Origin of the sequence: Sporanaerobium hydrogeniformans, assembly GCF_002735925.1 — a bacterium.
Classification (GTDB): domain Bacteria; phylum Bacillota; class Clostridia; order Lachnospirales; family Cellulosilyticaceae; genus Sporanaerobium; species Sporanaerobium hydrogeniformans.
On the sequence record NZ_PEDL01000001.1, the window covers coordinates 451174 to 476740 of the forward strand.

Sequence of the window (25567 nt, forward strand, 5' to 3'; positions counted from 1 at the left end):
CTTCTTTATTTTCACTCAAAGAAGCAGAACCTGTTTAGTTAGAAATAAACTGACTTATTCAATAGAAAGGATGTTTAAAGAAGCATCTTCATAAAGATTAATAAACTTGTCATTTATTTTTATAATAGGACGATAAATACATTTGGGGTTGATAAACACAACCTGACCAATTTGACCATTACTTAGTGTAACAAATACACCGATATAATAAGTAGCAATATAGTTACAGAAGGTAAGAAGTTTATCTGGATCTAATTTAGTAATATAATCTTCAAGAAGTATTTTTAAGGTATCAAAGATATGATGTTGCTTCATAAGAATTTCGTAAGTATCTGCAATACTTAAGATACGTGTTACTGTACTTAGATAGGCTTCTCTAATATGAATAGGAAAACCTGAGCCGTCACAGTGCTCATGATGAGCTAAAATAGCTTTAGCGATAACAGGTTCAATATCCTGCATTTTGCTAACAATATTATAGCTGTAAATAGGGTGCTTTTCATATTCAGCCTGTTCTTCTGGGGTAAGGCCTTTAAGCACTTTCATACTATCGAAGGACAGATTGATACTGCCTATATCGTGAAGAAGAGCCGCTTTAATGGTATGATTAAGCGTAGTTTTATCTACCCGTAGCCATTTGCTAATGAGCATACAAAGAAGTGCTACATTAAGAGAATGAGTATATGTATCATAGCTGAGTGCTTTAATAAGATGTGTGCAGCCTAGTAGGTTATGGTTATCCTTAAAATCAATAGAGAGATGTTCACAGAGCTTTTCAAAGGTTTCAAAATCAATGCTGTTATCTTGATTAGCACTTTTAATGACTTTATTTAAGGCGTTGCTATAAGTCTTGTATTTTTCAATAGTTTCGGGTGATAAGTTCCAAACTTGCGAAAAAGAATCCAGGTAAACCCAAATGTCACTATGAATAAAATGAGATAAATCTTTAATATGTTCAGCGGTAAGTTCCACGTTTTGAGCTAAAATGGTTGTGCCTGTTTGTAAATCTACGATAGGTTGCGCAGTAATCATACCAGGAATACATTTGGATAGAGGAATGATTATTTTTTGCATAGACGTTCCCTCCTTTTAATAAGAGTAAAAAGACTCTTTCTTATAATATATATCGGATAAAAAGGATAAATGATAAAACATTTTCAATTAAAAAGTATAAAAGTTATTGACAGGAGATTTATTTATGCTATAATTAACTCATAACAAATAATTATTATTAACAAATAATAAAAATTATATAAGATGAATTGAAGGAGGATTTAACAATGAAAAAATATGTATGTACAGTATGTGGTTATATTCACGAAGGTGATGCTGCTCCAGAACAATGTCCAATTTGTAAAGTAGGTGGAGAAAAATTTAAAGAGCAAGGTGAAGGCTTAGTATGGGCTGATGAGCATGTAGTAGGTGTTGCAAAAGGGGTAGATGAAGAAGTGATTAAAGGTCTTAGAGCAAACTTTGAAGGTGAATGTACAGAAGTAGGTATGTACCTTGCAATGGCACGTGTAGCTCACAGAGAAGGTTATCCAGAAATCGGTCTTTACTGGGAAAAAGCTGCTTATGAAGAAGCAGAGCATGCTGCTAAATTTGCGGAATTACTGGGTGAAGTAGTAACAGATTCAACAAAGAAAAACTTAGAATTAAGAGTAGCAGCTGAAAATGGTGCAACAGCTGGTAAAAAAGAGTTAGCAACACTTGCAAAAAAATTAGGTTTAGATGCTATTCATGACACTGTACATGAAATGGCAAAAGATGAAGCAAGACATGGAAAAGCTTTTGAAGGACTTCTTAAGAGATATTTCAATGCATAAACAATGTAAATAACAGAAAGCTATAGACAATTTTATTGTCTATGGCTTTTTTTATCAAAAAAATAAATAATAAGAAAAATGGTTATTTTTAGTTTTTATTTACATTTTTTAGTGATATAGTGAAAAGAGGAAAAGTATAAAGAAAAGAGAAAGTAAGAACAAATGGAAGGAGGAAAAGAGGAGAAGCTACGTGTACTAGAGGGTACAGAAAATGAGTAAATTTTAAAAAAGGGGACAGATGAAGACTATGAGAAACTTAAAACTTAAAACAAAACTTACACTTCTTTTTATACTAACTAGTTTACTCCCTATCTTAGGAGTAAGTGGCATTAATTATTATGGGGCAGAACTTGGAAGTAGCATGTTGCAAAAAACGATTTTAGAGGCAAAACTAAAAGCAGATATAGAGGCTCTAGAAGTTTATCTTGCGCATTATTTTGGCCAAATTTCTAAGGAGGGTAATGCTTTAGTAGATGAGGCAGGAAAAAGTATTGCTGGGCAGTATGAAATGATTGATAAACTTTCACAGGATTTAGATATAGTAGGCACGCTCTTTATCAAGGAGGGTGAGGAATATACACGTTTTCTCACAAGTATTCAAGATGAAAATACAGGGAAACGTATAGAGGGAACAAAGCTTGATCAAACAGGCTCTGTATATAGTGTTCTTCAAAAGGATGAAAACTACATAGGAGAAGCAGCTATTTTAGGAGTACCTTATGTAACAGCCTATAGACCATTAAAGGATAGCAGTGGGCAGACGATTGGTGCTTTATTTGTAGGTGTTTCTAAAAAGCAATCTGATTTAGTAATGCAGGAGTCAAGGAATTTACGTATAAAGAGTACAAGTGGTTTTTTAGTGTGCGTTATAGTGTTGGGTGTTTTAGTAAACTTACTTATAGAGCGTTCTATTCGCAAACCTATCTTAAAGGTTGTAGAACATGCACAATTTTTGGCAAAATATGATTTGTGTCAAAAGCTACCTACAAGTTATTGTAAACGTAGAGATGAGGTAGGAATGCTTACGCGGGCCATCCAGACCATTCAGGAAAGTTTGATACAAATTATTCAAGATATTACTTCTATTTCATCTCAAGTCACACAGGCGTCTGAAGAATTAACAGCCACAGCTTCTGAATCTGCTACGGCCAGTGAAGAGATGGCTAAAACGATACAGGAAATTGCTGAAGGAGCTACTAGTCAAGCACACAACACTTCTCAGTGTTTAAATGAGCTAAGTGAGTTAGAAACACTAATTGGAGAAAATCAAAAAAATATGGGTGAACTCAACAAGGTTTCAGAGGAGGTACATGGTTTAACGCAAACAGGTCTACAGGTTATTAAAAAACTTTTAGATAAGATTAAAGTAAGCCATAGTAGTACGGAAGTAGCTTATGAAAATATGCTCAAAACGCATAAAAGCTCAGATCAAATTAGTGAGGCAAGTAATGTGATAGCTTCTATTGCAGAGCAGACTAACTTATTAGCTTTAAATGCCTCTATCGAAGCAGCAAGAGCAGGTGAACATGGGCGAGGTTTTGCAGTAGTAGCAGGAGAAATTCGTCATTTAGCAGAGCAATGTGCAGAGTCTACACAAGTGATTGATGCTTTAGTTAAGACACTACAATCAGATGCTCTTTTAGCAGTAAAGGCAACAGAGAAAGTAACAGGCTTTTTGGATGAAGAAGATGTACAGGCAAGGATGACAGAAGAAAAATACTTAGAAATTATAGAAGCAATTAACCGCTTTAAAAAAGTTGTTGACTACTTAAATATTTCAGGAGAACGTATGGTAATTAAAAAAGCAGAAGTAGGAGATAATATTCAGTCTCTTTCAGCAGTAGCAGAGGAGAATGCAGCTGCAACAGAAGAAAGTTCTGCTTGTATTGAAGAGCAAACGGCTGGAATTCATGAGATTTATGGAACAAGTAAAAGTTTAGCAGGCAATGCAGCAGCTCTTTATCAACTTATTCAACAGTTTAAAATTTAAATAAAATCCCCTTTCTTACTGAGTAGGAAAGGGGATTTTATTAAGCATTGAAATGTTTACGTATAAGCCGTGCGTTAACACTACGACTTAAAAGCTGATAAAAGATGCTACAAAGTGGAATACCTAGTAGCATCCCTAAAATACCAAAGAGACTACCACCTACGAGCATGGCTACCATAACCCAAATAGCAGATAAGCCGATGGAGGTTCCCACTATCCTGGGGTAGATGATATTACCTTCAAATTGTTGAAGAACGATAATAAACACAATAAACCAAAGTGCTTCCCAAGGGTCGATAATGAAAATAATAAAGGCTCCTGGCAATGTGCCAATAAAGGCACCAAAGATAGGGATCAGGCTTGTTACCCCTATGATGACACTGATAAGAAGAGCGTAAGGCATAGAAAGAAGTGTCATCCCTATAAAGCAAAGCACGCTAATAATAAGTGCTTCAGTGAATTGACCTGCGATAAAATGGTGGAAGGTGATATTAGCTAGTTGACCTACTTCTAAAAAACGATTAGCCCATTTTGTATCTAAAAAGGCAATAATAAATTTTTTAATATGAAAAAGAAGTTTTTCCTTGCTGGAGAGCATATAAACAGCTAGAACAATTGCAAGTGCAAAATCAACTATACTACTTGTGATCCCAAGAGTAACATTGAGTAAGCCAGAGAGAGACGAACCAAGAATTTGAGTGCCAATTTTTAAAAGGTCTTTCCAAGCAACCAAAAGCTCATTGGTCATTTGAGCAAGGAGATCAGAGGAAGAGACATAGTGGTTAATAAATCCTTCAAAGGCTTTTAAGTAACTAGGAATAGTATTGGCTAAAGAAGAGACACTTTGTACCAATTGAGGGACTACAAAAAAGATAAATCCAATAAAAAGAGCAAAAACCAAAATAAGAGTGATTGTAATCGCAAGTGATCTTTTAAGACGAAAACCTTTTTTAGTCTTATCTAAAAAACACAAAGCTTTGTTCTCTACAAACGTCATAGGAATGTTAAGGACAAAAGCAATAGCGATACCTACTAAAAGCGGACTGATAATACCCAATAGGTAACTGGCAAAGTTTAAAACGTCTCGCAAGTTAAGAAGAACATAAGCTAATAAAACGATATAAGTAACAAGTAGCAATTGCTGTTTGAATTTTGGTGAGGAATGATTCATCGAAACACAACCTTTACTAAAAATTTAAACTGTTAAAAGACATTATACACAAAGTAGAAAGAGTTGACAATGTGTTCAAGGAGGAATAGACTCCAGTGTTTACTTTTTTTAAAAATACTATATACTAATAGAGGTACTATAAAATAGAGAAGAGATTTTTGAAATAGAGGAGGTCTTCTATGCAGAAGAAAACTGGGATATTAGCAGCAGTGGGTGGCATGGTGCTTATAGCACTACTTCTATTGGCACTACCTCTTATGAATAAGGAGGAACAACCAAAGCTAGAAGAAGGAGAAATCATTGAAGAGAGTTTTGGTGCGATTTGCACCTTATCAGGTGCCATTGAGCGACTTGAAATAAAAGAGGAAGAGAGCATTGTTCTTGGGAAGGATGAAGGTAAATGGGTAGAGGAAACCTATCCTACATTAAACTATAACCAAGAAGCTGTACAAGCTTTAATTACTCAGCTGCAAGTTGCTACAAGTGAGCAAATCATCCATCATGTACAAGATTTAGAAAAGTATGGGATTAGAGAAAATGCACCTATGCTTACCTTATATAACACAGAAAATGAAGCTCAAACCCTTATTATAGGTGGTCAGACACCTAACAGAGAAGGGAATTATGTTTGGAATGAAACCCATCAAGCCCTTTACGTAGTTCACTATGAGCAGATAGAAGCTCTTTACTTAAAAAGAGCAGATTTAATGGATAAAAAGCTTCAGCTTCCTAAAAGAGAAGATATAAATGAAATGGTAATTGAAGAAAAGGACGAAAAGCCTATTGTACTCCAAAAAGGTTCTATCAAAGGTGTAGTAGGGTATGAAGAATGGCAAATCAAAGATTTTTTTGTAGATTCTCACGCAGTAAGCACAGAACTTATAGAGAGTTTATTTAACCAATTAGAAGGGCTTCAAAAGGATGGGTTTGTAGGAGCCATAGCAGAGTATAGAGAAAAGGATTTATTAGAGCCTACTTTAAAGATTACGCTAAATAGTGATTGGTCTATCCAATTTGGAAAAACAAAAGATGGATCCATTTATTTCACCTACAGTGAAGAGCCTTATGTATATACGATGTTAGAAGATAAAATGCGTCCTTTTATGAATTTAAAGCCTATTGTTATGATTCGTAAAGAGGTTTATATGCCACAATTAGAGGGACTTGAGAAGGTTATATTAAAAAATCCTGAAGAAAGCTTTATTTTAGAAGTACGAGAGCAGGAAAGTCCACAAACTACAACCTCTGAAAATCTAGAGGAGAAAAAAAGTGAGTATACAGGTAAATTACAAGAGCATCCTCTGACTCAGGAGGAATTAGAAAAGGTTTTAAGCTTTATTGGGAAAAGTATTCGTATTGAAATGCTTCTAAAAAATCCTCAAATTGAGCAAAAAGAAAATCGTAAGGCAGAAGTTACTGTACAGTTTGATTATAAAGATGGTACTTCTAAGTGCATAGAGTTAGTACCTTATGATATTAATTTTTATATCCTACGCGTAGATGGAATTGTAGAGTTTGCAGCCAGTAAACAGCCTGTGATGGAGCTTTTTGGCACACTGGGTGAATGGATGAAAAAAGAGTAGTACATTACGAAAAGGGTAGAGCCTATCTACTCTTTTTATTTTCTATTAAAGAAATTTCATAAAGAAGTATGATAAAATGTTTTAAAAAGGAAGATACTAGGGATGTACATAGTTTATATAGTAAAATGTAAAGATGGTACATATTATACAGGCTATACAACCAATATAGAAAAGCGAGTAGCAATGCACAATGCCCAAAAAGGTGCAAAATACACAAAAGGGCGCTTGCCTGTGGAGCTTGTATATGAAGAGCATTTTGAAAGTAAAGGACAAGCTTTGAAAAGAGAATATGCCATTAAACAATTGACAAAACTACAAAAAGAAAAACTGATTAGGGTACAAAAGACAAGTAAAGGGTGAAGACAATGAAAAAGCAGGGTATAGAATATATGGGAATTTTGTTAGGAGCACTATTTATATCAACAGGACTTTATTTCTTTTGGTTGCCTACGGATTTAGCAGCAGGTGGTGTAAGTGGATTAGCCATTGTTGTTAAGGCTTTGTTACCAGCTGTCCCTATAGGGCTTATCTTACTGTTTTTGGACATAGTGATGTTCACGATTGGTTTCTTGGTATTAGGAAAAAGTTTTGGGTTTAAAAGCATTATGTGTAGTATAGAGGTATCACTATGTATGACGCTTTTAGAAACTTTTTTACCTAATATACAGCCTTTAAGTAGGGATACACTCATTGTTCTTTTGTTTGGAGCATTATTTATTGCTATAGGGCAGGCGTTGGTATTTAATTTAGGAGCCTCATCAGGAGGCACAGATATCATTGCTAAGATAATCTCTACTTATACGCATCTAAACATAGGAGCAGCTTTGATTATAGCAGATTTAGCAGTAGTTATTTGTGCAGTAGGTATCTTTGGATTTGAAAAGGGTCTTTATGCTGCATTAGGTGTTATTGTAACGAGCACTTTAATTGACTATATTATTTCGGGATTTACCATTCAAAAGTATGTAATGATTATTCCTTCAACGGAAAAAGCTTCAGAAGATATTAATCACTATATTTTACACACCTTAAACCGAGGTGCCACTATTTATCGAGCTGAAGGGGCGTATAGTCAAGAACAAAAGGCAGTGATCACAACGGTTATAGATCGTAAGGAATTTATTGATTTAAGGAAATACGTTATTGCAGTAGATCCTTTAGCATTTGTAACAGTTCAGAATCTACATGAAGTAGTAGGGGAAGGATTTTAAACTAAAAATTTATAAAAATAGCTTTTAAACCAGTAGAAGAAATATTTTTTAGTTTACTGGTTTTTTATTTTCAAAAAAATATTGACTTTATTACAAAAAAGATATACCATAAAACATATCAACTTACTAGGTGATGGAGGGAGCTATGAAAATTTCTACAAAAGCGAGATATGGTTTAAGAGCACTAGTTGATTTAGCAATTCATTCGGGAGGTGAGCAAGTAGCTTTACAGCATATCGCCAAAAGACAAGAGTTATCTATTCATTATTTAGAACAGGTTTTTTCCCTTCTTAAAAAGACAGGGGTTGTCAAAAGTGTAAAAGGTGCTCAAGGAGGGTATATATTAGCTAAGGCTCCTTGTGCTATTACAATAGGTGATATCCTAAGAGCTATTGAAGGGGAGATGGCTATTGTAGAAGAAGAAAATTTTTTAGATGCAGCTACACCTATCCAAAGAAATATGCAACAATGTATCCAGCAAAATGTGTGGGATAAGGTGACAGAAAGTGTTTGTAATGTCATTGATCATATGACTTTAGAAGACTTGATGAAAGACTATGAATTACTGACGATGAATGAGAGTTTGATGTATTATATTTAAATAACTAAAATGTAAAGTTAAAATTAAGGAGGCAAATAAAATGACAAGAATCGTAAATAATATAACAGAATTAATCGGGCACACTCCTTTACTAAGAATCTCTAATTATAGTAAAGAACAAGGATTAGAGGCTGAACTCATTGTTAAGCTAGAGAGCTTCAATCCAGGAAGCAGTGCAAAGGACCGTATTGGTTTTTATATGATTCAAAAGGCTGAAGAACAAGGTCTTATTAATAAGGATACCACCATTATTGAACCAACCAGTGGGAATACAGGTATTGCTTTAGCCTATATCGCAGCAGCAAAAGGCTATAAACTTATTTTAACCATGCCAGATACAATGAGTAGTGAAAGGCGTAACGTACTAAAGGCTTTAGGGGCACAGCTCGTACTAACAGAAGGGGCAAAGGGAATGAAAGGAGCTATAGCTAAAGCAGAAGAATTAGCAAATGAAATCCCTAATACCTATATTCCACAACAGTTTGAAAATGCAGCAAACCCTCTTGCACACCGCGAAACCACTGCTTTGGAAATTTGGGAGGATACAGAAGGTGAAGTAGACCTTTTTGTTGCTGGTGTAGGAACAGGTGGTACCATTACTGGTGTGGGAGAAGTGCTTAAAAGTAAAAAGCCGGATATAAAGATTGTAGCAGTAGAACCAAAAGATTCAGCAGTACTTTCTGGTGAAAAGCCAGGCCCCCATAAGATTCAAGGTATTGGTGCAGGCTTTGTACCTAAGGTACTCAATACGCAAATTTTAGATGAAATCATACCTATAAAAAATGAAGAAGCGTTTGAAACCACACGTCTTTTAGCTAAAACAGAAGGTGTTCTAGTAGGAATTTCTTCAGGAGCTGCATTAGCTGCAGCAACGGAGCTAGCAAAGCGTCCTGAAAACAAAGGAAAGAAAATAGTTGTTTTACTACCAGATACAGGTGAAAGATATTTGTCTACTCCACTTTTTCAATAAATAGAGAAAAGTAAAACAAGTACAGTAAATACTCTTAGATTTTAGCTGAGTTTGTCTTAAATATTTAAGACAAATAAATGAAAGAGGGGTATTTAGCTGTACTTTTTTTGCATATTGACGTGGTTTACAAGAAATAGGATATTTTAGGAAGTAGGATTTCTAGCATAAATTTTAAAATGAAGGAATGAAGGGGCTAAAGTGTGGTAAAATAGGTAAAAAGACTTAAAACGTGAATGTCTACTAGCAAAGGAAGGAATGAAAAGATGGTACAATTTTGTAATACATGGGATGAAATATTAAAAGGTGAGTTTGAAAAACCTTACTACCAAGCCTTGCGAGAATTTTTAAAAGAGGAATACAAAAATCAAACTATTTATCCACCTATGCATGCTATCTTTAATGCTTTAAAAACTACAAGTTATGAAAAAGTAAAAGTAGTTATTTTAGGGCAAGATCCTTATCATGGACCTAATCAGGCACATGGTATGGCCTTTTCTGTTCAACCAGGCGTCGCGGTTCCTCCCTCCCTTAAAAATATTTATAAAGAGCTTCATGAGACCCTAGGATGTAAAATTCCTAATAATGGGTATTTGCAAAAATGGGCAGAACAAGGTATTCTCTTACTTAATACAGTACTCACGGTACGAGCAGGTAAACCTCAATCGCATAAAGGAAAAGGATGGGAAGTTTTTACTGACCGTGTGATAAGTCTTCTTAATGAGCGAGAAGAACCTGTTATTTTCCTTTTATGGGGAGCGCCTGCTAAAGCTAAGAAAGCTTTAATTACCCATCCACGACATGTTGTATTAACCGCAGCACACCCAAGTCCTTTATCTGCTCACAATGGTTTTTTTGGTTGTAACCATTTTGCAATGGTCAATAATTATTTACAAAAGATGGGAAAAACGCCTATTGATTTTCAAATTGAAGATATTTAAACTAAAAACTAAAAAGAATAAGAAAGATTATAGCTTTTATAATCAAAAGAATTGACAAATAACAGTTAATTATTTATAATTCAAAATAGAATTGAATGATAAATTAAAAGCGATGAAAAGAAGAGTACATTTTTGTAGAATGCTTACAGAGAGCCGAGGAAGCTGAAAGTCGGTAGCAGGGCAAGAATCGAAGAACATCTTGGAGCTGCTAACCAAAAGGCATGAGAGCTAAGTAGGCTTAGACGGGCTAGACCGTTATATCTAAAACGTATCGATACGTCTGTACGTTTCTGAGATTGTTTAAGTATACTTAGACAAATTAGGGTGGCAACGCGAGTTAACCTTCGTCCCTTTCCATAGAGGGGGTGAGGGTTTTTTTATTTACCAACATTTAAGGAGGAGTAGCAATGAAACTACAATTACCAAAGGATTATGTGTCAAAGCTTGACTTACGTGAAACAGAAGTCGCTATAAAAAAACTAAAGGATTATTTTGAAAATGCTCTAGCCTATGAGCTCGATTTAACAAGAGTATCAGCTCCACTTTTTGTAAAGCCTGAGACAGGATTAAATGATAACTTAAATGGGACAGAAAGGCCTGTTGGATTTGATGTTTTAGATGATAATCATGCTTATGTAGAAATCGTACACTCTCTTGCAAAGTGGAAAAGGATGGCATTAGGCCGCTATGGTTTTGAGGTGAATGAAGGACTTTATACGGATATGAATGCGATTCGTCGGGATGAAGAATTAGATAATCTACATTCTATTTATGTGGATCAATGGGACTGGGAAAAAGTCATTACAGAAGAAATGCGTAATGAAACATTTTTAAAGGAAACAGTTAGACAAATTTATAATGCCTTTTTAAAGACAGAAAAATATATTACAGCAGAATACCCTATGCTAGAGAAAACATTACCTGAGCAAATAACCTTTATTACTGCTCAAGAGCTTTTAGATAAATATCCTGGGCTTTCTTCGAAAGAAAGAGAAACGGCCTTTTGTAAAGAGCATAAAGCTGTTTTTGTTATGCAAATAGGCAAAGATCTTACAAATGGTGAACCCCATGATGGAAGAGCACCAGATTATGATGATTGGGAACTTAATGGAGATATTTTATTCTGGAATCCTATTTTGGAAAGTGCTTTTGAGCTTTCTTCTATGGGAATTCGTGTAGATGAAATAGCATTAGCAAAGCAACTAGAGAAAAGAAATGCATTAGAAAGAAGAGAGCTAGAGTTTCATAAGAAGGTTTTAGAGAAACAATTACCATATACCATTGGTGGAGGAATTGGGCAATCTCGTATTTGTATGTATTTCTTACAAAAAGCTCATATTGGTGAAGTGCAAGCTTCTTTATGGCCAGATGAGATGTTAAAAATATGTGAACAAAATGGTATCATTCTACTCTAACAGAAGCTAAAATAATCAACAGGGTATAAAAAGAACCGATATGTCTAAAAATAGCTGAGAAACATGTTATTGGAGGTAATAAAAATGTTAATCAGCAGTATAATGGCCATTATATCGGGCTTACTTATGAGTGTACAGGGTGTATTTAATACACGTGTAACAGAAAAGGCGGGAGTATGGTTTACAACTAGTATTGTACAAGGAGTAGCACTTGTAACCTGCCTTTTAGTGTTACTTTTTGCAAAGGATGCAAATGTGGAGGGCCTTAAAGCTGTTAATAAATTTTATTTATTAGGTGGTGTAATGGGTGCAGGTATCACGTATACTGTTATTATGGCAATGAGTAAACTGGGTCCTTCTTATGCTATTATGCTTATTCTTATTGCCCAGATGATTACAGGCTACTGTATTGAATTTTTTGGGCTTTTTGGAACCCCTAAAGTAGGGTTTGTGTGGACAAAGCTTATGGCAGTAGGCATTATGATAGGTGGGATTGTTTTGTTTCAATGGAAAAAATAAATAAGGGAGTGAAAGAGATGGTAAAAAGAAAGATGTGTATTATTGGTGCAGGGATGGTAGGTTCAGCAACCATGATGGCTATCTTAAACTTAAATCTTGTGGCTGAAATTGTACTTATTGACCAAAATGAGAAAAAAGCAGAGGGAGAAGCCTTAGATGTTTTCCATACCACCTCTTTTACTTATGTACCCAATGTCATGATCCGTAAGGGAAGCTATGAGGATTGTAAAGACTCGCAGATTATTGTTATGTCAGCAGGACCTAGCATTAAGCCAGGGGAGAAGCCGGATAGAAGGATTCTCACACAAACCAATGCTAATGTTACACGAGCGGTTATGAAAGAAATTACACGTTATACTCAGGAAGCGATCCTTATTTTTGTTTCAAATCCTGTAGATGTAGTCACATATATTGCGCAAAATGAGTTTGGCTATCCGCGTCACAAAATTTTTGGTACAGGTACATTACTAGATACGGCACGTATGCGACGTATCATTGGCGAGCATTATTTAGTGGACACTAAAAATGTTCATGGTTATGTACTGGGTGAACATGGGCAAACAGCATTTATTACTTGGAGCATCTGTAATATTGGTGGCATTCCTATTGATTCTGTAGCCCCAAAATTCAAATTACCTCCTATTGATAAAGAAGAAATTTTAAAAAAGGTTAAAAATGCAGGCTTAGAAATTTTACTTGCAAAAGGCTATACCAATTATGGTATAGCAGAAAGCGTAGCACGTATTGTAACAGCCATTTGTTTAAATGAATTAAGTGTTTTACCTGTCACCACTACGTTAGAGGGAGAATATGGTATAACAAATGTAGCCATTAGTGTACCTTGTATTATTGGAAAAGAAGGAATCCACGACATTTTAGAAATTCCTCTTTCATTAAATGAACAGGAAGCTTTAAAAAAGAGTGCAGAAAGCGTTATGAAACTCATGTCAGATTTTGAAATTATTTAAACTAAAAAGTCAAAATGTCTAAAAATTAAAGAATTTATAACAAATAAATTGTGAAACATTCCAGATAATTGTGTGTTATACTATGATTTAAGAGAAAACAGAAAAGAGTCTAAATATAAACTAAATTTTCTGACTAATCAAAATAAAGAATGAAAAAAATAAAGTTAATGCAGGGAGGATGCCGTTTTGCACAATTGGACAACACTTTCAAAAAATGAATTAGAAGAATTAAGAGAGCAATTAGAAAAGACCTATGCAGGCTATATTTCACAAAATCTTAAATTAGATATGTCTCGTGGTAAGCCTGCTGGCACCCAGCTAGATATAACCAATGGGATTTTAGACGCATTAGATAATTATATAACAGAAGATGGTACAGATGCTCGGAATTATGGTGTACTAGATGGGTTGCCAGAAGCTAAGAAACTTTTTTCAGACTTATTAGGCATTCCTACAAGTCAAATCATTATTGGTGGAAATTCAAGTCTTAACTTAATGTATGACAGTATGATGCGTCTTTATGTTTTTGGGACACAAGGTCACCTGCCTTGGTGTAAACAAGGGCCAGTAAAGTTCCTCTGTCCAAGTCCTGGTTATGATAGACATTTTGCAATTTGTGAGGACTTAGGTATTGAAATGCTGAATGTGCCAATGACAGAAGAAGGACCAGATATGGATTTCGTAGAAGAGCTTGTAAAAAAGGATGCTTCTATTAAAGGGATTTGGTGTGTACCGCTTTATTCCAACCCACAAGGTATTTGTTATAGTGAAGAAACAGTGAAACGCTTAGCAAACATGGAAGTAGCAGCACCTGATTTCCGTATTTTTTGGGATAATGCATATGGTGTACACCCTGTCTATAAAGAAGAAAAACTAGCTGATATCTTTGAAGCAGCTGAAAAAGCAGGTAATGAAGATCGTATTTATTATTTCTTTTCTACCTCAAAAATTACATTTCCAGGTGCAGGTGTCTCTTTAATGGCTGCTAGTACTAAAAATATAGCAGAAATAAAAAAACACCTTACCATACAGACAATTGGTCATGACAAGTTAAATCAATTGCGTACAGTAAGATATTTTAAAGATGCAGCTGGTATACACCATCATATGGAGAAATTAGCAGCAGAGTTACGTCCTAAATTTGATATTGTATTAGAAACGTTAGAGAGAGAGTTAGGGGATACAGGTTTAGCAACTTGGACAAAACCTATGGGTGGTTATTTTGTAGCACTTGATACATTAGAAGGGTGTGCAAAAGAAACCGTAGAACTCGCTAAAAAGGCAGGAGTCGTTTTAACAGGAGCAGGTGCAACCTATCCTTATGGTAAAGACCCAAAAGATACTAATATCCGCTTAGCACCCACTTATCCAACAGTAGATGAACTGACCTTGGCTATGGAATTATTTTGTGTCTGTGTTAAATTAGCAGGTGTTAATAAGCTTTTAAAGGAAGCTTAAATAAGTAGGGGAGATTAAAGTTGAATAAGAGATAAGGATAAAAGCACTAAGTACAGAATTTAGTGCTTTTGTTTTGTCCTATTCTATGAGTAAAAAGAGAGTAAAGTTGAAAGAAAGAAAAGAATAGACTATAATTATTTTAATAGTGTTAAAATAAGGGGAGGAAATGAGTGTGAAAAAAAGAAAAAAGGGTTATAGGTTGGGAGTATATTTTTTGATTTGGAGTTTTCTATGTAGTTTAGGAGCCCCTGTTTATGCTAGTAGCATCAATGTAGAAGTAGGGGAATTCATTACACTTGGGAGAATAAATAAAGAGCCTCTTTGGTGGGTAGTGGTACATAAGGAAAAAGATGTAGCAACTTTAATGTGTTTCTCAACTATTACTCAAATGGCTTGTAATAAAGACGGAAAAGAAGCTGCAAAATGGGAAGGGTCTCAGCTGAAAAAATATCTTAACGAAACTTTTTATAAAAATAATTTTACTGCAGATGAGCGCGCATTGTTAGTGAAATATAATGCTGATGATGAAGACTTGGTTTATATACCTTCTTTAACAGAATTAGGCCTTGATAAAGATACCTTTGTAAAAAAAATAGATAGCACAGGTAAAAATATTATAAAAACGAATAAAGTAAGCTATAAAGGAACAGCTTTCCAAAAAGTTGATTTTTCACTTTTTAAAGAAGACCAAGAGCAAGGGTTAGATTTTGCCTTACGTAATTCAGATAATACCCTGAGCCGTCTCATCAATGTAAAATACAAAGATAAAGTCTCATTAAGCTATACATCTGGAACAATGAAATCCTCTATTCGCCCTGTCATAAAGATAAATACTCAGCTTACTAATGATAACTTACTATTTACAAAAAAAGAAATAGAGCTTCCTAAAAAGGATGGCACAAAAAAAGTTAAACTCAATGAATTAAAATATAATATTAGCAAAGTATACATTAATAGTGTTCCTCTAGATTTAGGAGAGGCTACACCCCAAATTTTAGAGGGAACCACCTATGTTCCTCTTAAACTTGTTTCAGAAAAATTAGGTGCAAAGATAGAAATGAATTTTATTAATCAAGCAATTACGGTTACAAAAAACCAAACAGTAATAATGGTAAATATAGGAAGCAAGGCAGCTACTATTAATGGTAAATGGATGGACTTGCAAGCTCCTATTATCATCTTTGATGAGGTTATTTATGTACCGCTAAGGTTTATAGTGGAGGAGTTAGGTGGGACAGTAAACTATAAAAATGGCACGATAGAAATTCGCTCGGATAAGTAGTTAAATGAAATAGGATGAGGTAAAAGCCCTAAAAGGAAGAGTGAGATGCTCTACTTTTAGGGCTTTTATGAATGGGTATAAAATCAAAAGGAGTGATAGCAAAGTTAGAAAAAAAGTTCCTCTATTATTTTCCCATGGTTAAGCTTTAAAAAACGTTGATTAGACGAACCACGATAACGCAAAGAAGCATTATAGAGATTTTCTATAAAAGGGCCATCCACCAAAACATCAATAAGCTCAAGAAGATGGGATTTCAGATCATCCGTTAATAACTCTTCATAAATATAGCCTGTATAGGCCCAGATAGATAGACCTTCTTGGCGAAGTAAGGTGGCTAAGGCAACAAGTCCTTCAGCTTGGTCAAAAGGCTCTCCACCAGAAAAAGTAACACCGTCAATAAGTGGTTTGTTTTTTAAAATCCGCTGATAAAGTTCGGTAATTGAATGTACTTCTCCATAAGAGGGAGATTGCATGACTTTATTTTGGCAACCCTGGCAATAGTGGCGACAACCAGATACAAACAAAACACTACGCAAACCTAGACCATTTACTGTGGAATGGTCTAGAAAGCCTGCTATTTGCAAGCTGCTCATACGTTTATGTAGGTATTAGAATGGTTTTCATCGTGAGCTAATCGGTCTTGTCTTTCGGCGGATTTGCCACTTCCAAAGCGCTCATCAAGACTGAGATAACCTGTTACACGGCTAATACCTTGAATACGTGTACTACTGCAGGTTGGACAATTCTTTACATGTTCAGTAACATAAGTGCCACAATCCTTACAATATCTTAAATGGAAGTTGATACCTATATAACTAATATTAGAATTTTCATAGGCATAACGAACGATTTTTTCTATTGTTTCACCTGTAGGATAGCCATCTAGCTCAATATAGCTGATATGTCCCGCATTACACATTTTATGGAAGGGTCCTTCAATTTGAATCTTATCAGGGATAGAGATAGGGAAGCCAACAGGCACATGATAACTATTAGTATAATAATCTTTATCTGTAACACCAGGAATAAGGCCAAAATGTTGGCGGTCTTGAATAACAAACTTACCACTTAATCCTTCAGCGGGTGTGGCATAACAACTCCAATTCATATGGGTATCCTCAGTTGTTTTATCTGTAAAATCACGCATACATTGTACAATTTGATAGCCTAACTCACGTGCTTTTTCACATTCACCATGATGTTTACCTGTTAAAGCGACTAAGGTTTCAGCTAAACCAATAAAACCAATAGACCATGAACCATTTTTAAGGATGGGATCAATACTGTCATTAGGTCCAAGACCTTCTGAACCTAGCATCAACCCTTCACCCACAACAAAAGGCAAATCCTTCACTTTCAAATTTTTAAGAATTCCATAGCGATGAAGTAAAGATTCTTTGGCTTCATTTAATTTTTGATCTAAAAGCTCCCAAAAACGGTCCATATTTCCTTTAGCAGCAATACCAATACGTGGCAAATTAATGGTGGTAGGGGCATTGTTTCCGCGGCGATTAGGTCCTTCAGGTCCATTGATATTCGAGCAAATATAAGTTCGACATCCCATAGTAGCTGGTAAAATGCCTTTATTGTAGTAAGCAAGGTTGAAATCTGCATCTAAATTCATAAAAGTAGGATTCATACGTATAGCAGCTACTTTACAGGCAAGCTGGAATAAAGCATAGTAAGGGTCGCTAGGATTACGATTCACCCCACTTTTTACACGGAAAATAATGTTAGGAAAAATAGGTTGTTCATTTTTCCCGAGACCTTTTTCATATTCTTCAAGGAAAATTTGGCATACTAAAGCAGCCTCTTTACTTTGAGGGATTCCAATATTTAAGCTGCTAAAGGGAACTTGTGAACCAGCCCGAGAATGCATGGTATTTAAATTATAAACAATACCTTGCATGGCTTGACGCACACGTTGGATAAGCTTGTTCTCTATAAACGTATTGAAGGCTTCTTCACCTTTTAGAGCTTTTAATGCGCTATATTCTTCTAAAATTTCTTCACGCGTAAAGACCACATAAGGTGCCATATCATTATCAAAATTAACGTGAGATTGGCCGCCAAACATATCATTTTGAGAAGATTGGAGTAAAATACAGCTGAGTTCTGCTGCAGATTCAATACGTTTAGGTTGACGGATTGTTCCATACCCTGTGTTAAAACCATTTTCAAAAACTTTACCTGTATCAATATGTAAGCAGTTAATAGTCAAGTTATAACTATCTAAATCATGATAATAAAGATCTCCAAGCTCGTGAAGCTTTGCTAATTTTTTAGGCATTTTAGAGAGGTTGTGCCATTTATTGGTTTCACTGGCAATGCGGAGTAGTTTGGAGGAAAAGTTATTTCCTACATTGGCATTATCTCTATCTGTTTCTACTCCTATATTATGAACCGTATCCATAAGCTCAGATTTTAAATCACGGATACGCGTTCTTTCTTTACGGTAGTTTGAATAAGAGTTTTTGATATCAATGAGTCGAAGGTCTACTAGAGTATCTTCAATAAGATCTTGGATTTGCTCTACTGTAATTTCATAGGTATACTCCTGGCGAATACGATTTTCTACTTCGCTACAAATGCTTTCTAAAGGCATTAAAAGATTTAAATTTTTGGCAGAACGCTCAATGGCATTTTGAATTTTAGCAATATCAAAACTTACCTTACGCCCGTCACGCTTGATAACATAGTACTTCATGATTAAAAAACCTCCCCGTTATTTTATAAAAACTATTGCATAAGCATACTATATATAGTCTTTTTTCAACTAATAATATACTATATGTTGCATATTTAAATTGCAAGCAAGTATTTTTAAGCAAATTTGTCAATAGCTAAAAATGACGAAATAAATTTTAAAAAGGTGTTTTACGGCACTACATGTAGGGAAAAAAAGATTTTCAAACACTTCATTGTGGTGTAAGATAAAAGAAGAAAAAGAGAAAGTAAGGAGAACAACCATGAAGCCATATGTGGTGGTAGATATAGAGACAACAGGAACCCATCCACTTAATAGTGATATTATTGAGATAGGAGCTGTTTATGTAGAAGAAGGACAAGTAATAAAGCAATTTAATCAGTTAGTTCAGCCCAATCAAGAGATTTCTGCTTATATTACAGGCATTACAGGGATTACCAATGAAATGGTTCAAGAGGCCCCACCTATTGAAAAAGTGATGCCACAGTTTTTAGATTTCTGTGAAGGAGCTTTTCTCGTGGGACATAATATTATTTTGTTTGATTACCGAATGTTAAAAGCAAAAGCTGCTTTGTTAAAGCTTCCTTTTGAAAAAGACGGAGTTGATACGTTAACCATCTCACGTAAGATGCTCTCTAAACTTCCTAGCAGAAAACTAGGTGACTTATGTGCCTATTATGATATTGCATTAGAGAATGCACACCGGGCATATGATGATGCCTATGCAACCTATGAACTGTTTGAAAAATTGAAAAAAGATTTTTATGAGAGAGAACCACAGTTATTTAAAGAAGTTCCTATGAAATGGGAAGTACCTAAAAAGATACCTTTAACACCTAAGCAAAAAAAATATTTAATGAGTTTATGTGCCAAGCATGGCTTAGAAATAGATGTAGATATTGAACAATTAACAAAATCGGAGTGCAGCAGGCGTATAGACCAAATTATTTGTCAGTATGGTAAGTTATAAAAGATTAATATTTTTATAGAATGTGCATAAACATAATAAAGAAGAAACAAATGCTCAAGATCTAATACTAGGTTTTGAGCATTTTATTTTACCAGAAGGAGGCTATTATGAGACAATCCTATGAGATAGCGCAAGCGAGAAATTATATTTTACAAACGTTCGTAGATCCTACTATTTTAAAAGAACGCTATCCGAATCTATTAATTAGTGAAATCGCTCCTCAAATTGTAAATATAGAAGTTTTGCCAGGAGGAGAAGAATCATTTCAAGAATTACAGGTAAATGCTAGGTTTTTGACTATACCCCTTTTATTAGGATTAAATGCAGATGGCGCATTAGCTGCATCTAATATTTCAGTGCTTCATAATTACCCTTATGGGGAATTAAGAGGAAGAGGAGTAATTATTGGTTTTGTAGATACGGGAATCGACTATACGAATCCACTTTTTAAAGAAGCAAATAACACAACACGCATTGAAGCGATATGGGATCAAACCATAGAAGGCAGTCCACCTGAAGGCTTTCAATACGGTAGTGAATATTTAAGAGAAAAGATTAATGAGGCATTAGCTTCGCCTGACCCTTATACAGTTGTGCCTTCACGGGATGAAATTGGGCATGGAACCTTTTTGGCAGGTGTAGCAGCAGGGAAGGATTCTACAGGGGAAGAGGATTATACAGGAGGTGCACCTGATGCCATTATTGTTATGGTAAAACTAAGACCTGCAAGAGCCTATTTGAGGAGATATTATCTAATAGATGATGAAGTAGTTGCATACCAGGAGGATGATTTAATAGCAGGCATTACTTATCTAGAAAATTTGGCTATTCGGGTGGGACGCCCTATAGTTTTTTGCATAGGAGTAGGAGGGAATTTTGGTGCTCACAATGGGAGAAATATAACGGAACAATATTTGGAAACGCTTTCTTTTTTTCAAGGGGGTATCATTGTTATAGCAGCAGGTAATGAAGCTAACAGTGGACATCATTACTCAGGAAAAGTGGAGAGTGGTGAAAGTCAGACTTTAGAGATTAATGTGGCAGAAGGTGAAAATGGAATTGTACTTTTTTTATGGTCTGCTGTTCCTAATAAAGTAACGATCTCCGTTAAAAGTCCTTTGGGGCAGGTGGTTGAAAAAATTCCAGCCATCCCTAATTTACAACAAACATATCGCTTTAATTTAGAAAAAACTGTTTTATCAGTAACCTATATTTATCCTGAACCTCAAACAGGAGGACAGCAAATTCGTATGTTTTTTGATGATCCTACACCAGGATTATGGAGCTTAACGGTATATGGTGAAAATGTGGTAGATGGGGTCTATAATATATGGCTACAACGGAATGGATTTATCTTACCAGATACACGTTTTTTACAGCCCGATCCTCAAATTACGGTGCAGATTCCTTGTACGAGTCGAAGTCCTATTGTAGCAGGAGGGTATGATTACGTAGATCAAAGTATTTATATTAGCTCAGGAAGAGGACCTACAACAGATAATATTATTAAGCCTGATTTAGTAGCACCTTGCGTTAATATTTTAGGACCAACACCAGGAGGGGGCTATACCACTTTTACAGGAACAAGTGCAGCAGCAGCTATTACGGCCTCAGCTTGTGCCCTTCTTATGCAATGGGCAGTAATCAATGGAAATTTAGTAGGTATAAATACACGGATAGCGCGTGCTATTTTGATTCGTGGGGCTACACGTACAAAAGGTGTTATTTATCCCAATTCTATTGAAGGATATGGAAAGCTTGATTTAAAAAATAGTATTGCTCAAGTGTATTAGGAGGACTTATGAAAGTAATCATTGAACATGCTTCTTATTATGAAAAAGAATGGTTAAGTCAGGTTAAGAATATTCATACCTTAGGCCACACTTATAAGTTAGCGCAATTAAGTGAAGAAGAATTAATGCAGTTAAAAGAAAAGGCTGTTTATATAGAGCCTGCTTATTCTATACAATTAATAGGCAGGCAAGAAGCAGTACCAATAACACTTGCACAATCTCTCTTTATCATAGCCTATATAGGTACTAAGCAAAAGGCAAAAGTAGACGCATATTATGATTTGGAAACAGGTGAGTTACAAGTTGTTCGGACTTTACATTCCCTGAGAGAACCTCTTTTTATTAGTTGTTATAGTGAAACAGGGATAAGCGATGCAACTGCTTACTTATGTTGTGTTCAGACCTTAGTACATCTTGCAAGACAACTTGGACGTCCTTTGCTAGTCTATACTGCTGTTAAAAGTATATTACCAGCGTATCAATACCGTAGTTTAGCCGCCAAAATCACCAATCATTTGCTTCAACTGACGTGGGCAGTGGGAATAGCCTATGCGCCTTACAAACAGCAGCATGCTTACTATACGCCTACAAATAGGCTTTTTGAACCTTATGAAGAAGAAAGACTTTATGTAGAAGATAGCTTTAACCAAGCGATAGAACGCAGTGGGCATTTATTATTACAATATAGAAGTGCACAGAAAGTAAAAAAGAACTATTCTAGAGAATACCTAAGAAAGAGTCAGGCTTTATACGAAGAGTTTTTTTATAAACAGCTTCCCCTTGAAGTACCTTTATACATACAGCTACGTAGTGAAAAGGTACAAGAAGCTTCTTATTATGAGGAGATGGGTTTTGGTGTTGTTCATTTTGAGGGACACCCTATAGCTTTATTGGGAGAAAAATCACGTTATGAGGATTTTAAACGTATCTTACAGCCTATGCTTACAATGCATTTTGAGATTTCTCTTGTAAATGAACTAAGACCTAGAAGGCAAACAGCTACCCTATCAGAGCTATATAAGGTATTAGAAAAAAAGGGAATCTATAGCGGAGAAAATGTATATATTGGTCTTGTGACAACAGGTCAGGTGGAGGCGTATCATGAAGCCTTGAAGGATGAAACGGGAAAAAGCCGGCTTGTTTATTGGTGGCAGCAAGAAAAAGATGAGAAAGGAAATGAACTTACAAACCTTCAGATGACTAAAAGTAAGGAAGATACAACCTTTTTACTTGGTTTAGCTGGAGGAGATTCGAGTCAGTATGAGGGGGTAGCATCTAAAGCTAAGTTTATAGTAGCTCAAATTAAAGAAGCACCTATCTCACTACAGACACTTTATGGAGGGCAGGTTGTAGCAGGGACCACTCAACTTATAGATGTTCTTATAGGGACACTTAAGCTCATAGAGTGGGCTCAAAAACAGGGAAAGCCGGTAGTAATTTGTCTACCTTTTGAAGGTCCCTTAACAGGTCATGGGGGAGAAAGTGAACTTGAAAGGTATTTGTCACGATTAGGGAGGCGTCTGGGATGTACACTTATCGTTTCGGCAGGAGAAGAAGGGAACAAAAGACATCACCAATGTTTGCTAAGAGAAGGTGAGGTAGAAAATGAAGAAATAATAGAGGTTAAAAAGGTAGAACAATGTTTTTTAGGTTTCATCAAACAACAAGGGCTAAAACCTTTTAGTGTGCAACTGTGCTCAGAAGATGGTAGGAAGATACTGTTTACAGCACTTGAAGAAGCTGGAGAAAAGAAACTAGGTGAAGGGATAAATTGTTTTAGTCAAGGCTTTCAAATAGATTATGAAAAAGGAGGGGGGCAATTACTTTTTCGTATTGAGAATCTTCCCGTAGGACGGTGGCGATTAAAAGTTAAACGGATAGAAGCTACTCCTTATCCCATTGAAATGTGGCTAAGTTCTCAAGCCTTTTCTCCCTTTGTTCGATTTGAAAAAGCAACTACTTTCCAAAGTTTAAATCCTTTGGCAGCTTCAGATAGTCTTTTAAGTGTGGGGGCTTATGTAACATCAAGCAAGACTTTACTTGGAGAGTCAGGTAGAGCAAAAGAAAAAGAAGCAAAACCAGATGTAGTTGCACCAGGGACAGATGAAATTGCACCTTGCTTAGGAGGATGGGAAAAGGTAAGTGGGACTTTGGTCGCTATGGGATTGGTAGCAGGTGTTGTAGCAAGTTTATATAGTGGAAGGGATAAGAGATGGAATAGTATTTCTATGCGACAACAGCTGTTAGAGTGGCAGTGTATGTGGCAAGAAAAAACTTACCCACAATTAGGCTATGAGGGAGCTTTTTTAGAGAAAAATCAATTCATTTCTCTTTTAAACACGCCTTTTTAGTGTATAAGTACAGAGAAGAAAGAGAGGAAAGAAGATGTATAGCAATAAGTTAAGCCCATCTGTTCAATTAGCATTACGTTATGAAAATTTGTTGACTCCAGAAAGCCGTGCTATATTTCAGGATCCTGTGGAGCCTACTAAATGGCGTATCATAGCCGAATATATTGGGAATTTAGAAGAAGAAAAACAGAGCTTAAATTTAGATGTATTTTATTTAAATGAGAATTTTGCTCTTATAACCTTATTAAAACAAGATGTACCGGCTTTGTCCGATGAAAGGAGTATTATTTACATTTCTTTTGCACAAGAATTAGCTTATATTGATCAATCCTTTAATCAAACATGCATGACGAATGTTATTGCGCCTATTGGACGTTATAAGGTAACTGGAAAAGGGGTTTTAGTAGGGATCATTGACACAGGAATTGACTATAGTCATCCTGATTTTATAATGCCTAATGGGAAAAGTCGCATTCGTTTCTTATGGGATCAAACGATAGTAGGGAGTCCTCCTCTAGGCTTTAGGAAAGGAACAGAATATACTAATGAAGAATTAAATATGGCTTTAGCACAACCTGAAAAAGAAGAGCAGCTAGCCATCGTCCCCTCACAAGATACTATTGGTCATGGAACAGCCATGGCGGGTATCGCAGCAGGAAATGGAAGGGGGTCAGGGGGCAGAAATCGTGGGATGGCCATAGAGAGTGAACTTCTTATCGTTAAAATAGGACCAGAAGGGGGAGAATCAACTAGGCCGAATACAAGAGAGGTAATGTTAGGGATTAAATATGTAATAGAAAAAGCTAAGGAGCTTAGTCAACCATTGGTCATTCTTTTAGGGATTGCTACAAATATAGGTGGGCATGATGGTGCAGTTTTAATAGAGCAGTATATTGCCGAAATGTCTTTAACGTGGCCTTGTAACTTTGTAGTAGGTACAGGGAATCAAGGCGATAAGGGTGGGCATGCTAGTGGAAGCATTAAAACGGGAGAGGAAAAGATTATTCAGCTTCTCATTGATAAGCCTAAGCCTTCTTATCAAATGGGGATATGGAAAGAATTTATTGATGAAATGGGTATTATAATTGAGTCTCCTCAAGGTGAGCAAACTGAAATTTTAAGTATTCTTACACCGAATAGAGCCTTTTTTTTTGGAAATACAACGGTGTTAGTAAACATTTCAGAGCCACGTAACAATATTACAAAGCAAGTTATTTATATCGTTTTAGAAGCGCAAACACCAGAAGGAATTAACATAGGAGTATGGAATATTAGGCTGAGAGGCTTTAATGTTTTAAATGGAAGTTATAATGCGTGGGGAAGTATTAACAAGGATAGCTCAGACCGTACACGTTTTTTGATAGCAGATATTTCCACTACACTGACTATCCCTTCTACGACAGAAAGCATTACAAGTGTAGCAGCCTTTAATGCCAATAGCTTTCAATTGGCTCCTTTTTCGGGGCGAGGTTATACAGCAAATGGAAGAGTAAAACCTGATTTAAGTGCTCCAGGAGTAAATGTACTTACAGCATCTATTCAAAGAGACATTTTATATGAGCCTTTTTCAGGAACGAGTGCCAGTGCAGCTTTTGTAGCAGGAGCCTATGCACTTCTTATGGAATACGGCATTATTCAGCTAGGATTACCTTATTTACATGGAGAGACACTTAAGAGCTATATGTTAGCTACAGCGCAACGACCTGAGTCTTACGGACCTTATCCTAATAAAGAATGGGGGTATGGTAGATTATGTGTAGAGGCTGCTTTAAATCGAATTAATGAAATAAATACAAGTTCATTTTAAGGAGGAA

The 25567-nt window shown here is 35.7% G+C and carries 21 protein-coding genes and 1 other annotated feature; of the genes, 17 read left to right on the forward strand and 4 right to left on the reverse strand.

Translation table 11 applies throughout. From position 1 onward, the window contains the following. Window positions 1–54: 54 nt before the first annotated feature. A complete protein-coding gene (locus CS063_RS02150) occupies window positions 55–1074 on the reverse strand; it encodes an HD-GYP domain-containing protein (protein ID WP_099448068.1) in 1020 nt (339 codons plus the stop codon). A gap of 206 nt (window positions 1075–1280) precedes the next feature. Here CS063_RS02150 and CS063_RS02155 point away from each other — a divergent pair, with 206 nt between their 5' ends. Together CS063_RS02155 and CS063_RS02160 are read left to right on the forward strand one after the other, a co-directional pair. Beyond that, window positions 1281–1826: an NADH peroxidase gene (locus tag CS063_RS02155; protein WP_099448069.1), complete on the forward strand. Its 546-nt coding sequence runs from the start codon at window positions 1281–1283 to the stop codon at window positions 1824–1826. A gap of 247 nt (window positions 1827–2073) precedes the next feature. Next, entirely contained in the window at window positions 2074–3816 is a 1743-nt protein-coding gene (locus CS063_RS02160; protein ID WP_180270646.1) for a methyl-accepting chemotaxis protein, read from the forward strand. Between the two features lie 40 nt (window positions 3817–3856). Here CS063_RS02160 and CS063_RS02165 read toward each other — a convergent pair whose 3' ends face one another. Then, window positions 3857–4987: an AI-2E family transporter gene (locus CS063_RS02165; protein ID WP_099448071.1), complete on the reverse strand. Its 1131-nt coding sequence runs from the start codon at window positions 4985–4987 to the stop codon at window positions 3857–3859. Window positions 4988–5166: 179 nt separating this feature from the next. On the opposite strand from CS063_RS02165, the gene CS063_RS02170 reads away from it, so the two are divergent. The 11 genes from CS063_RS02170 (at window position 5167) to CS063_RS02220 (ending at window position 15932) form a co-directional block, all read left to right on the forward strand. Next, entirely contained in the window at window positions 5167–6570 is a 1404-nt protein-coding gene (locus CS063_RS02170; protein WP_099448072.1) for a DUF4340 domain-containing protein, read from the forward strand. A 102-nt stretch (window positions 6571–6672) separates the two neighbouring features. Continuing rightward, window positions 6673–6930, forward strand: coding sequence for a GIY-YIG nuclease family protein (locus CS063_RS02175; protein WP_099448073.1), 258 nt, complete (start codon window positions 6673–6675; stop codon window positions 6928–6930). Between the two features lie 5 nt (window positions 6931–6935). After that, window positions 6936–7781: a YitT family protein gene (locus CS063_RS02180; RefSeq protein WP_099448074.1), complete on the forward strand. Its 846-nt coding sequence runs from the start codon at window positions 6936–6938 to the stop codon at window positions 7779–7781. Between the two features lie 145 nt (window positions 7782–7926). Further along, window positions 7927–8382, forward strand: coding sequence for an RrF2 family transcriptional regulator (locus CS063_RS02185; RefSeq protein WP_099448075.1), 456 nt, complete (start codon window positions 7927–7929; stop codon window positions 8380–8382). A 40-nt stretch (window positions 8383–8422) separates the two neighbouring features. Then, window positions 8423–9352 (forward strand): cysteine synthase A, encoded by a 930-nt coding sequence (gene cysK, locus CS063_RS02190; protein ID WP_099448076.1) that lies wholly within the window; start codon window positions 8423–8425, stop codon window positions 9350–9352. Window positions 9353–9615: 263 nt separating this feature from the next. Further along, window positions 9616–10290 (forward strand): uracil-DNA glycosylase, encoded by a 675-nt coding sequence (gene ung, locus CS063_RS02195; protein ID WP_099448077.1) that lies wholly within the window; start codon window positions 9616–9618, stop codon window positions 10288–10290. Window positions 10291–10393: 103 nt separating this feature from the next. After that, window positions 10394–10645 (forward strand) — a binding site (T-box leader). Window positions 10646–10697: 52 nt separating this feature from the next. Beyond that, window positions 10698–11705, forward strand: a complete 1008-nt coding sequence (gene asnA, locus CS063_RS02200) for an aspartate--ammonia ligase (protein WP_099448078.1) — start codon at window positions 10698–10700, stop codon at window positions 11703–11705. Between the two features lie 84 nt (window positions 11706–11789). After that, window positions 11790–12224 (forward strand): DMT family transporter, encoded by a 435-nt coding sequence (locus CS063_RS02205; RefSeq protein WP_099448079.1) that lies wholly within the window; start codon window positions 11790–11792, stop codon window positions 12222–12224. Between the two features lie 17 nt (window positions 12225–12241). Then, window positions 12242–13192 (forward strand): L-lactate dehydrogenase, encoded by a 951-nt coding sequence (locus CS063_RS02210; RefSeq protein WP_099448201.1) that lies wholly within the window; start codon window positions 12242–12244, stop codon window positions 13190–13192. Between the two features lie 186 nt (window positions 13193–13378). Further along, window positions 13379–14650, forward strand: a complete 1272-nt coding sequence (locus CS063_RS02215) for an aminotransferase class I/II-fold pyridoxal phosphate-dependent enzyme (protein ID WP_099448080.1) — start codon at window positions 13379–13381, stop codon at window positions 14648–14650. Window positions 14651–14822: 172 nt separating this feature from the next. Then, on the forward strand, window positions 14823–15932 hold the full coding sequence (locus CS063_RS02220; protein WP_180270647.1) for a stalk domain-containing protein: 1110 nt from the start codon (window positions 14823–14825) through the stop codon (window positions 15930–15932). A gap of 104 nt (window positions 15933–16036) precedes the next feature. On the opposite strand, the gene nrdG is transcribed toward CS063_RS02220, so the two are convergent. Both nrdG and nrdD read right to left on the reverse strand, forming a co-directional pair. After that, window positions 16037–16525 carry an anaerobic ribonucleoside-triphosphate reductase activating protein gene (gene nrdG, locus CS063_RS02225; RefSeq protein ID WP_099448082.1) on the reverse strand — a complete coding sequence of 163 codons (489 nt, stop codon included), beginning with the start codon at window positions 16523–16525 and terminating at the stop codon, window positions 16037–16039. Further along, a complete protein-coding gene (nrdD, locus tag CS063_RS02230; protein ID WP_099448083.1) occupies window positions 16522–18639 on the reverse strand; it encodes an anaerobic ribonucleoside-triphosphate reductase in 2118 nt (705 codons plus the stop codon). Before nrdD ends, nrdG begins: the two co-directional genes overlap by 4 nt. Before the next feature lie 262 nt (window positions 18640–18901). Here nrdD and CS063_RS02235 point away from each other — a divergent pair, with 262 nt between their 5' ends. The 4 genes from CS063_RS02235 (at window position 18902) to CS063_RS02250 (ending at window position 25560) form a co-directional block, all read left to right on the forward strand. Next, window positions 18902–19609 carry a 3'-5' exonuclease gene (locus CS063_RS02235; RefSeq protein WP_099448084.1) on the forward strand — a complete coding sequence of 236 codons (708 nt, stop codon included), beginning with the start codon at window positions 18902–18904 and terminating at the stop codon, window positions 19607–19609. Between the two features lie 107 nt (window positions 19610–19716). Beyond that, window positions 19717–21402 (forward strand): S8 family peptidase, encoded by a 1686-nt coding sequence (locus CS063_RS02240; RefSeq protein WP_099448085.1) that lies wholly within the window; start codon window positions 19717–19719, stop codon window positions 21400–21402. Window positions 21403–21410: 8 nt separating this feature from the next. Beyond that, window positions 21411–23753, forward strand: coding sequence for a S8/S53 family peptidase (locus CS063_RS02245; protein ID WP_099448086.1), 2343 nt, complete (start codon window positions 21411–21413; stop codon window positions 23751–23753). Between the two features lie 34 nt (window positions 23754–23787). Further along, window positions 23788–25560, forward strand: coding sequence for a S8 family serine peptidase (locus CS063_RS02250; RefSeq protein WP_099448087.1), 1773 nt, complete (start codon window positions 23788–23790; stop codon window positions 25558–25560). Window positions 25561–25567 lie beyond the last annotated feature (7 nt).

Bases quoted from the DNA above. Each gene is read 5' to 3' on its own strand.
- CS063_RS02235 (WP_099448084.1), top strand. From the start codon at position 18,902: ATGAAGCCATATGTGGTGGTAGATATAGAGACAACAGGAACCCATCCA.
- ung (WP_099448077.1), top strand. From the start codon at position 9,616: ATGGTACAATTTTGTAATACATGGGATGAAATATTAAAAGGTGAGTTT.
- CS063_RS02185 (WP_099448075.1), top strand. From the start codon at position 7,927: ATGAAAATTTCTACAAAAGCGAGATATGGTTTAAGAGCACTAGTTGAT.
- CS063_RS02210 (WP_099448201.1), top strand. From the start codon at position 12,242: ATGGTAAAAAGAAAGATGTGTATTATTGGTGCAGGGATGGTAGGTTCA.
- CS063_RS02170 (WP_099448072.1), top strand. From the start codon at position 5,167: ATGCAGAAGAAAACTGGGATATTAGCAGCAGTGGGTGGCATGGTGCTT.
- asnA (WP_099448078.1), top strand. From the start codon at position 10,698: ATGAAACTACAATTACCAAAGGATTATGTGTCAAAGCTTGACTTACGT.
- CS063_RS02245 (WP_099448086.1), top strand. From the start codon at position 21,411: ATGAAAGTAATCATTGAACATGCTTCTTATTATGAAAAAGAATGGTTA.
- CS063_RS02165 (WP_099448071.1), bottom strand. From the start codon at position 4,987: ATGAATCATTCCTCACCAAAATTCAAACAGCAATTGCTACTTGTTACT.
- nrdD (WP_099448083.1), bottom strand. From the start codon at position 18,639: ATGAAGTACTATGTTATCAAGCGTGACGGGCGTAAGGTAAGTTTTGAT.
- cysK (WP_099448076.1), top strand. From the start codon at position 8,423: ATGACAAGAATCGTAAATAATATAACAGAATTAATCGGGCACACTCCT.
- CS063_RS02150 (WP_099448068.1), bottom strand. From the start codon at position 1,074: ATGCAAAAAATAATCATTCCTCTATCCAAATGTATTCCTGGTATGATT.
- CS063_RS02250 (WP_099448087.1), top strand. From the start codon at position 23,788: ATGTATAGCAATAAGTTAAGCCCATCTGTTCAATTAGCATTACGTTAT.
- CS063_RS02180 (WP_099448074.1), top strand. From the start codon at position 6,936: ATGAAAAAGCAGGGTATAGAATATATGGGAATTTTGTTAGGAGCACTA.
- CS063_RS02155 (WP_099448069.1), top strand. From the start codon at position 1,281: ATGAAAAAATATGTATGTACAGTATGTGGTTATATTCACGAAGGTGAT.
- CS063_RS02175 (WP_099448073.1), top strand. From the start codon at position 6,673: ATGTACATAGTTTATATAGTAAAATGTAAAGATGGTACATATTATACA.
- CS063_RS02160 (WP_180270646.1), top strand. From the start codon at position 2,074: ATGAGAAACTTAAAACTTAAAACAAAACTTACACTTCTTTTTATACTA.
- CS063_RS02240 (WP_099448085.1), top strand. From the start codon at position 19,717: ATGAGACAATCCTATGAGATAGCGCAAGCGAGAAATTATATTTTACAA.
- nrdG (WP_099448082.1), bottom strand. From the start codon at position 16,525: ATGAGCAGCTTGCAAATAGCAGGCTTTCTAGACCATTCCACAGTAAAT.
- CS063_RS02205 (WP_099448079.1), top strand. From the start codon at position 11,790: ATGTTAATCAGCAGTATAATGGCCATTATATCGGGCTTACTTATGAGT.